This window comes from Enterobacter sp. CM29 (assembly GCF_013179605.1).
GTDB classification, from domain to species: domain Bacteria; phylum Pseudomonadota; class Gammaproteobacteria; order Enterobacterales; family Enterobacteriaceae; genus Enterobacter; species Enterobacter intestinihominis.
Map to the genome: position 1 here is coordinate 1 of NZ_JABMCU010000194.1, position 8,385 is coordinate 8,385.

The 8,385-nt window shown below is 58.1% G+C and carries 12 protein-coding genes; 7 read left to right on the forward strand and 5 right to left on the reverse strand.

The window, feature by feature from the left end; genetic code table 11:
* From HP459_RS18985 to dolP, 4 genes are all read left to right on the forward strand, one after another.
* Positions 1–1,470: penicillin-binding protein activator (locus tag HP459_RS18985; protein WP_171936644.1), on the forward strand; the 1,470-nt coding region annotated here is incomplete at its 5' end.
* Positions 1,428–1,823, forward strand: a complete 396-nt coding sequence (locus HP459_RS18990) for a YraN family protein (RefSeq protein ID WP_022649504.1) — start codon at positions 1,428–1,430, stop codon at positions 1,821–1,823. The genes HP459_RS18985 and HP459_RS18990, both read left to right, overlap by 43 nt.
* A 21-nt stretch (positions 1,824–1,844) precedes the next feature.
* On the forward strand, positions 1,845–2,435 hold the full coding sequence (gene diaA, locus HP459_RS18995) for a DnaA initiator-associating protein DiaA (protein ID WP_003861754.1): 591 nt from the start codon (positions 1,845–1,847) through the stop codon (positions 2,433–2,435).
* A 9-nt stretch (positions 2,436–2,444) separates the two neighbouring features.
* Positions 2,445–3,020 carry a division/outer membrane stress-associated lipid-binding lipoprotein gene (gene dolP / locus HP459_RS19000; RefSeq protein WP_022649505.1) on the forward strand — a complete coding sequence of 192 codons (576 nt, stop codon included), beginning with the start codon at positions 2,445–2,447 and terminating at the stop codon, positions 3,018–3,020.
* A gap of 50 nt (positions 3,021–3,070) precedes the next feature.
* On the opposite strand, the gene HP459_RS19005 is transcribed toward dolP, so the two are convergent.
* A complete protein-coding gene (locus HP459_RS19005; protein WP_023307055.1) occupies positions 3,071–4,108 on the reverse strand; it encodes a permease in 1,038 nt (345 codons plus the stop codon).
* A 40-nt stretch (positions 4,109–4,148) separates the two neighbouring features.
* Positions 4,149–4,793, reverse strand: a complete 645-nt coding sequence (locus HP459_RS19010) for an NAD(P)H-binding protein (RefSeq protein ID WP_022649507.1) — start codon at positions 4,791–4,793, stop codon at positions 4,149–4,151.
* Between the two features lie 128 nt (positions 4,794–4,921).
* Between HP459_RS19010 and HP459_RS19015 the strand changes: the two genes are divergently transcribed.
* Entirely contained in the window at positions 4,922–5,440 is a 519-nt protein-coding gene (locus HP459_RS19015; protein WP_015571965.1) for a type 1 glutamine amidotransferase domain-containing protein, read from the forward strand.
* Here the strand turns inward: HP459_RS19015 and HP459_RS19020 are convergent.
* Positions 5,420–5,854, reverse strand: coding sequence for a YhbP family protein (locus HP459_RS19020; protein WP_022649508.1), 435 nt, complete (start codon positions 5,852–5,854; stop codon positions 5,420–5,422). The genes HP459_RS19015 and HP459_RS19020 overlap by 21 nt on opposite strands.
* 14 nt (positions 5,855–5,868) lie before the next feature.
* Between HP459_RS19020 and HP459_RS19025 the strand changes: the two genes are divergently transcribed.
* Positions 5,869–6,198 carry a GIY-YIG nuclease family protein gene (locus HP459_RS19025; RefSeq protein ID WP_003861768.1) on the forward strand — a complete coding sequence of 110 codons (330 nt, stop codon included), beginning with the start codon at positions 5,869–5,871 and terminating at the stop codon, positions 6,196–6,198.
* On the opposite strand, the gene HP459_RS19030 is transcribed toward HP459_RS19025, so the two are convergent.
* Together HP459_RS19030 and HP459_RS19035 are read right to left on the reverse strand one after the other, a co-directional pair.
* Positions 6,185–6,688, reverse strand: a complete 504-nt coding sequence (locus tag HP459_RS19030; RefSeq protein WP_022649509.1) for a GNAT family N-acetyltransferase — start codon at positions 6,686–6,688, stop codon at positions 6,185–6,187. The two genes, HP459_RS19025 and HP459_RS19030, sit on opposite strands and share 14 nt — an antisense overlap.
* Positions 6,682–7,206, reverse strand: coding sequence for an SCP2 domain-containing protein (locus tag HP459_RS19035; RefSeq protein WP_023307057.1), 525 nt, complete (start codon positions 7,204–7,206; stop codon positions 6,682–6,684). The genes HP459_RS19030 and HP459_RS19035 overlap by 7 nt, the downstream gene beginning before the upstream one ends.
* Positions 7,207–7,427: 221 nt before the next feature.
* Between HP459_RS19035 and HP459_RS19040 the strand changes: the two genes are divergently transcribed.
* On the forward strand, positions 7,428–8,385 hold a 958-nt coding region (locus tag HP459_RS19040), incomplete at its 3' end, for a peptidase U32 family protein (RefSeq protein WP_171936645.1).

The following is an 8,385-nucleotide window of genomic DNA, read 5'->3' on the forward strand; positions in this document are numbered from 1 at the left end:
GGCATTACCGACTGGCAAAAGCGCTACCCGCAAAACCCGGGAGCAAAAATGCTGCCAACGCAGCTGGTGAACGTGCAAAACTTTAAGCCCGCCTCCACCAGCAAAATCGCCCTGCTGCTGCCGTTAAACGGCCAGGCAGCGGTGTTTGGCCGCGCCATTCAGCAAGGTTTTGAAGCCGCGAAAAACGGCACTACCGCCGTCACCGGCAGCGCCGTTCCGGCGCAGGCAGCACAGGCGGCGAATGTGAACGACGTCGTCAGTCCGTCAGCCGCCGAAACCAGCGACCTGACCACCGCGCAAACCCCTGCCCAGGGCACCATGCAGAATCCGGTTACCGCCCCAACGACGCAACCCGCTACCTCAGCGCCTGCGGCAACACAGGCCCCGGCTGAAACTCCGGCGCCCGCGACGGCAGAACAACCTCAGCCGCAAACCGCGCAGCCGGAACAGCAGCCAGCAGCCCAGCCGCAGGCTGTGGCCACCACCAGCGCTAACCCTGGTGCAGAGTTGAAAATCTACGACACCAGCGCCCAGCCGCTTGACCAGGTGCTGGCGCAGGTTCAGCAGGACGGGGCCAGCATCGTTGTCGGCCCGCTGTTGAAAAACAACGTGGAAGCGCTGATGAAGAGCAACACCACGCTGAACGTGCTTGCGCTGAACCAGCCAGAGCAGGTTCAGAACCGCGCCAATATCTGTTACTTCGCCCTCTCTCCGGAGGATGAAGCCCGCGATGCGGCCCGTCATATTCACGAGCAGGGCAAGCAGGCGCCGCTGCTGCTGATCCCACGCAGCACGCTGGGCGACCGCGTTGCCAACGCCTTTGCGCAAGAGTGGCAGACCCTTGGCGGTGGCGTGGTGTTGCAGCAGAAATTTGGCTCAGCTTCCGAACTGAGAGCGGGCGTGAACGGCGGGGCAGGTATTGCCCTCAACGGTAGCCCGGTATCCGCCAGCCTGCCGCAGCAGCAGAGCGTCACCATCGGCGGTCTGACGATCCCGGCCCCCCCTACCGACGCGCAAATCAGCGGCGGCGGTAAAGTGGATTCGGCGTACATCGTCGCTACGCCGGAAGAGATCGCCTTTATCAAACCAATGATCGCCATGCGTAACGGCAGCCAGAGCGGCGCTACGCTCTACGCCAGCTCCCGCAGCGCACAGGGTACCGCAGGCCCGGATTTCCGTCTGGAAATGGAAGGACTGCAATACAGCGAGATCCCTATGCTGGCAGGCAGCAACCCGCAGTTGATGCAGCAGGCGCTGGGCGCGGTGCGCAATGATTATTCCCTGGCGCGTCTGTACGCGATGGGCGTCGATGCCTGGGCGCTGGCAAACCACTTTACCCAGATGCGCCAGGTACCGGGCTTTGAGCTTAACGGGAATACCGGCGATCTGACCGCCGATCAGGATTGTGTGATTAACAGGAAGTTATCATGGCTCAAATACCAGCAGGGGCAGATCGTCCCGGCCAGTTAAGCCGCAAAGAGACCGGCGACGCGTGGGAGCTAAAAGCGCGCCGCTGGCTTGAAGGCAAAGGACTGCGCTTTGTCGCCGCCAACGTTCGCGGGCGCGGCGGCGAGATTGACCTGATCATGAAAGACGGTCAAACCATCGTGTTTGTTGAAGTACGCTACCGACAGTCGTCCCGTTTTGGCGGTGCTGCCGCCAGCGTGACGCTCGCCAAACAACAAAAATTATTACAGACTGCCCACTTGTGGCTTGCCCGCCATAATGGGAGTTTTGATACTGTGGATTGCCGTTTCGATGTGGTAGCCTTCACCGGAAATGCGATCGACTGGCTTAAAAACGCGTTTGGCGAAGACGCATAAATAAGATTTTAAAGGGATACCGTGCTCGAACGAATAAAAGTGTGCTTCACAGAAAGCATTCAAACGCAGATTGCCGCAGCGGAAGCCCTTCCGGACGCGATCTCGCGTGCAGCGATGACGCTGGTTCAGTCGCTGCTCAACGGCAACAAAATCCTCTGTTGTGGCAATGGCACGTCCGCCGCCAACGCACAGCATTTTGCTGCCAGCATGATCAATCGCTTCGAAACCGAGCGACCGAGTTTACCTGCCATTGCACTAAACACCGATAACGTGGTCTTAACTGCGATTGCCAACGATCGTCTGCATGACGAAATTTACGCCAAGCAGGTGCGCGCCTTAGGCCATGCCGGAGACGTGTTGCTGGCGATCTCCACGCGCGGTAACAGCCGGGATATCGTTAAGGCGGTTGAAGCGGCAGTAACCCGGGACATGACGATTGTCGCCCTGACCGGTTACGACGGCGGTGAGCTGGCTGGCCTGCTGGGGCCGCAGGATGTGGAGATCCGCATTCCTTCGCACCGTAGCGCCCGCATCCAGGAGATGCATATGCTCACGGTGAACTGCTTATGCGATCTGATCGATAACACGCTTTTCCCTCACCAGGATGATTAAGGAGTTCTCATGAAGGTTTTATCGGCCCTTGCAGTCGTGATGTCTGCATTACTGCTTCAGGGATGCATCGCTGCCGCTGTAGTCGGTACCGCAGCGGTCGGCACCAAAGCAGCGACCGATCCGCGTACCGTTGGGACGCAGGTGGATGACGGTACGCTTGAGCTGCGCGTAAACAGTGCGCTGTCGAAAGACGAACAGATCAAGAAGGAAGCACGCATTAACGTGACGGCTTATCAGGGTAAAGTTCTGCTGGCAGGCCAGGCGCCAACCCCTGAACTCGCCTCGCGCGCCAAACAGATCGCGATGGGCGTAGAAGGTACGGCGGAAGTGTTTAACGAGATCCGCCAGGGCCAGCCGATTGGTCTCGGCACCGCGTCATCTGATACCTGGATCACCACCAAAGTGCGTTCCCAGCTGCTGGGTACCGACCAGGTGAAATCCTCAAACGTGAAAGTAACCACTGAGAACGGCGAAGTGTTCCTGCTAGGCCTGGTGACAGAACGTGAAGGGAAAGCGGCGGCGGATATCGCCAGCCGGGTGAGCGGCGTGAAGCACGTCACCACCGCCTTTACTTATATCAAGTAATTCACACCTGACTGTAAGCCCGGTAAGCGCCAACGCCACCGGGCTTTCTTTCACACCAGCGCCATACTCCCCACAATCACTCCGCTCAACGCCACCAGCCCCGCCGTCAGCCACAGCGCTTTCGCCGGGAATGACTTACGCAGCATGATCAGCGACGGCAGGCTCACCGCCGGCAGCGTGATGAGCAGCGCCAGCGCCGGTGCGGTACCCATGCCAGCCATCATCATGGTCTGAATAATCGGGATCTCCGCCGCGGTTGGGATCACAAACAGGCAACCGGCCACCGCCATCGCAATCACCCACATCAGCGTGTTGTCGATAGCGCCATCCGCATGCGGGAACAGCCAGACGCGCGCCGCCCCCAGCACCAGTACGGCCAGGATATAGACCGGGATTGTGCTCCAGAAAAGCTGCCACAGCGCTTTGCCCCAGCGAGCTAAGAAACTGCCCTGCGGATCGCTGAGGTCCAGCTCAACGGAGGCAGGCCCGGCCTCGTTGTCTTTCACCAGGTGCTGCACTAGCGTAGCGACAAGCACCACCGTCAGCAGGCCAGCCGCCAGACGGATAAACGCGAAATGCCAGCCGAGAACGAAGCCCATAAACACCAGCGTTGCCGGGTTCAGCAGGGGGTTACCCATCCAGAAGGCAAGCGCACCGCCCATCGACACGCGCTGTCGGCGCATACCCGCCGCCACCGGTGCAGCGCAGCAGGAGCACATCATGCCCGGCAGGGAGAAAATCGTTCCCAGCAGCGTGCCCTGCAGGCGCGGTTGTCCCAGGGTTTTTATCAGCCAGTTACGCGGGATAAGTACCTGAATCAGCGAGCCCAGCAATACGCCCAATACCGCCGCTTTCCAGACGGCAAGAAAATAGACCATTGCGTAATCCCACGCCGCGCGAAGCGGGCTGGAATCGGCCTGCGCGAGAATCGATTTACCGATGCTGTGGGTGTCGGCGGCGGTGAAGGCTTTACCGTAGTACGGCTGCCATTTCACATACCAGAGGCCAATGATGACCACGAGAAAGAAGAGTGCGGGCTTCCACCACTGAACAGGTGTTGCCGCCTGAGATGAAGACTGACCAGTCATACCATTCCCCGGAAGGTGTTATTTAATAAGCCGGGGAAGTTTACGCCTCGCCCTGCGCGATTTCACGCAGTTTTGCCGAAGGGATAATATTAACCCCCTCTTGCGACGGAGCCAGTGCCTCTTTCAGCATCGCCTGCGCGACATCCCGCGCCTCGATGGACTTCCAGTTACCGGGCAGGATGCGAAACAGCGGAGCGAAAAAAGACTCGTTGAAACGCCGTTCGTCGCGGTGGCCCATCAGCATGGAAGGCCGTACGATGGTCAGGCGCTCCCATTGCTGCGCGATTAACGCCTCTTCCATTTTGCCCTTCACCTGGTTGTAAAAAAACGGCGAGCCTGCGTTCGCGCCGTGCGCGCTGACCACCAGGAAATGCTTAGCACCCAGCTTCTTGGCCGTCAGGGCGGTATCTACCACCAGCGTGTAATCTGCATGGACAAAGGCTTCTTTACTGCCCGCTTCCCGTCGGGTGGTGCCAAGGCAGCAAAAGGCGATATCAATGGGATCCTGCACCTGCGCCAGCGCGTCGGTAAGCTGGGGATCGTGCGGATTATAGACGCCGGTGATATCCAACAGCGGGCGACGCGTCGGGGCGGCGATATAGTTGATATGCCGATCCTGGATCAGCAGCCGCAGCAAATGTCCACCCACCAGCCCGGTTGCGCCGGTAATCAGTACCTGACTCATCTTGTCCCCTTTACAGAATAGTCCGTTTGCGATCTGGGCCTGCTCTACCACACTTAAAAGTCTGTTACCGGTAAGTATTTACCACAAACGGGAAAAAAACAGTCTGAAGCGAAAACAACGGAGGAAGCATGGGTAAAAAAATCGCAGTCTTGATTACCGACGAGTTTGAAGATTCAGAATTTACGTCGCCAGCAGAGGCATTCCGCAAGGCGGGCCACGAGGTGGTCACCATCGAAAAAGAAGCGGGTAAAACCGTGAAGGGCCACAAGGGTGAAGCCAGCGTGACCATTGACGAATCCATTGATAACGTCAGCCCGTCGGATTTCGACGCCCTGCTGTTACCGGGCGGCCATTCACCGGATTCCCTGCGCGGGGACGAGCGTTTCGTCACCTTTACCCGTGACTTCGTCGGCACCGGTAAACCGGTGTTTGCCATTTGCCACGGTCCGCAGCTGCTCATCAGCGCCGAGGTGGTACGCGGGCGTAAGCTCACCGCGGTGAAACCGATCGTTATCGATCTGAAAAACGCCGGTGCCGAGTTCTACGATCAGGAAGTGGTGAACGATAACGATCAGCTGATCACCAGCCGTACGCCGGACGATCTTCCAGCGTTTAACCGCGAAGCGCTACGCCTGCTCGGTGCGTAACCAGTGCAGCTTCTTGCCAAAGCCCAGGGTGTTGTCGGTAAATTTCAGCTCATCGAGGCGGATTTCCCACACCGGGGCTTTTAGCGCTGCGGCCACTGGGAAGCGGCGCGTATAGCGTTTACGCTGGGCGTCGCTTTCCTCACCTTCCAGGCGACGAATTTCGCCTTTGAACTGGACCCCGCGGATCAGCGCAACGGTTTTAGGCTGACCATTTACCGTGCCCGCCACTTTTGCCTGTTGGCCCGTCATCTGCGCATGCCGCGTTTTGTCTTCGCTCATCACGTAAAAGGCCACGCGCTCGGGATCGTAGTAATAAAAGGCATTTGCGCACCACATCTCCTCGTCTTTACAGACGCACCAGGTCACAACATGCTGCTTTGCCAGCCAGCGGTTAATGGCGGCCAGTGTTTCCATTTTCGCTCTCTCTCATGCTATGGTGCGTTCACCTTAACATACTGAATCTGTTTACCGTGTGCTGGTTTCTCTATCTTGTCCGAACCGCTGATAACGCACTCTACACCGGGATCACTACCGATGTGGCACGGCGTTTTTTACAACATCAAACGGGAAAAGGGGCGAAAGCACTGCGGGGGAAAGGTGAACTTCAGCTGGCGTTTTCAGCCGCCGTGGGCGACAGATCCCTGGCGCTCAGGCTGGAATACCGCATCAAGCAGCTGACGAAGCGCCAGAAAGAGCGTCTCGTCAACGGGGACGGCTCTTTCGAGGCGCTACGCGAAAGCCTGCTTAAAAACGATTGAAATGATCGTGGTACTCCACCAGACCGGTAACCCCATCGAGCGAATCGTCCGCCAGAGGATGTACCAGGAAAGATGTTTCCGTGCCTGGCCAGTGGCAGCGCAGATCGTATCTGGACGCTGGCTCAAAGCCTAAACGCTCGTAGAACGCCGGATCGCCCAGAACGACGACAGCGGCATAGCCGAATTCATTCAGGGAATCCAGCCCTTCATAGACCAGCTGGCGTGCCAGGCCCTGTCCACGGTAGTTTTCATCCACCGCCAGCGGCGCCATTCCGACCCACTGCAACTCTTCACCCTGCACAATCACCGGGCTGAACGCCACGTAGCCGACTACCTGCCCTTCATCGTCGGTGGCAACCAGGCCCAGCGTAATCAGGCCATCTTCGCGAAGATCGTGAACCAGTTGAGCTTCGGCGTCGCCTGCAAAAGAGCGGCGTAACAACGCATCGATACCCGGCGCATCAATCCCAATTTCGACTCGAATCAGCATGGTTCACCTACTGAAGTGTGTTTACTGTCCGGCGGGGTTTTTAGCCCGGCCTCAACGAAATCTGCCATTTGCATCAACATCATACGCAGTGCGTTCGGCATCTGCTCCAGCTCAATGGCATCCATTAAATTTTTGACGTACAGACCGAGCTCCGTGTCGCCTTCAATCACCAGACGACGCTGGAAGAAAAGGGTGTCCGGATCCTGTTTGCGCGCGGCGATCATCAGCAGATCGCTGGCATCCGCGCTAAAGCTGACATCCGCCTCGGCGGTTTCACGGACGATAAGCCGATCGTTCTCTACGGAAGTAAACCAGCGCAACCCGATATCGCGTACTTCAATCTTTAACCAGCGGCCTTCCAGAAACTCAAGCTCACCGTCCTGTAGCGCCTGGCGGAACTGCCAGCTCAGTACCTGTTCCAGCACCTGGCGTTTAAGCGCGAACGGCGCCAGTTTTACCGGCACGCTCAGCATTGATGGGCCAAATTGTACGAGACGTGAACGCAGTTTATCCAGCACGAGCTTTACTCCCTGATAGCTATAGTCCTGCTATTTTGCCATATCCCGACAAGAAGATAGCGGCGTAAATCAACAAACCGTTGTCCGGTATACCTCATTATTGGTGCCATCAATACGCCATTAGCTGCCTTAAATCAAAAATTGTCGCGTATGGGTTAATTAAAATCCCAGCTCGTTAACATTTTTTACGATCCCTGCGATCGACAACATCGGGATAAATTATGGAGCTGCTCTGCCCTGCCGGAAACCTTCCGGCGCTTAAGGCGGCCATCGAAAATGGGGCCGATGCGGTCTATATCGGGCTGAAAGATGATACCAATGCCCGCCATTTTGCGGGTCTTAACTTTACGGAGAAAAAGCTTCAGGAAGCCGTTAACTTCGTTCACCAGCACCGGCGCAAACTGCACATCGCCATCAATACCTTTGCCCATCCTGATGGCTACGCCCGCTGGCAGCGCGCCGTGGATATGGCGGCCCAGCTGGGCGCCGATGCGTTGATCCTGGCCGACCTCGCTATGCTTGAGTATGCGGCAGAACGTTATCCGCATATTGAGCGCCACGTCTCTGTTCAGGCATCGGCCACCAATGAAGAGGCCGTGCGTTTTTATCATCGACACTTTGACGTGGCTCGCGTGGTGCTGCCGCGCGTGCTCTCTATTCATCAGGTTAAGCAACTGGCGCGCGTCACGCCAGTGCCGCTGGAGGTTTTTGCCTTCGGCAGCCTGTGCATCATGGCCGAAGGCCGCTGCTATCTTTCTTCCTATCTTACCGGGGAATCGCCAAATACCGTCGGTGCCTGCTCGCCTGCCCGCTTCGTTCGCTGGCAGCAAACGCCGCAGGGGCTGGAGTCGCGCCTGAATAACGTGTTAATCGACCGCTATCAGGACGGTGAAAACGCGGGCTACCCGACACTGTGCAAAGGCCGCTATCTGGTGGACGGCGAGCGCTACCACGCGCTGGAGGAGCCCACCAGCCTCAACACGCTGGAGCTGCTGCCGGAACTGCTGGCCGCCAACATTGCCTCGGTGAAAATCGAAGGCCGCCAGCGTAGCCCGGCCTACGTGAGCCAGGTGGCGAAGGTGTGGCGTCAGGCCATCGACCGCTGCATGGCGGACCCGCAAAACTACGCCCCGCAGGCGGCCTGGATGGAGACGCTCGGCGCGATGTCCGAAGGCACGC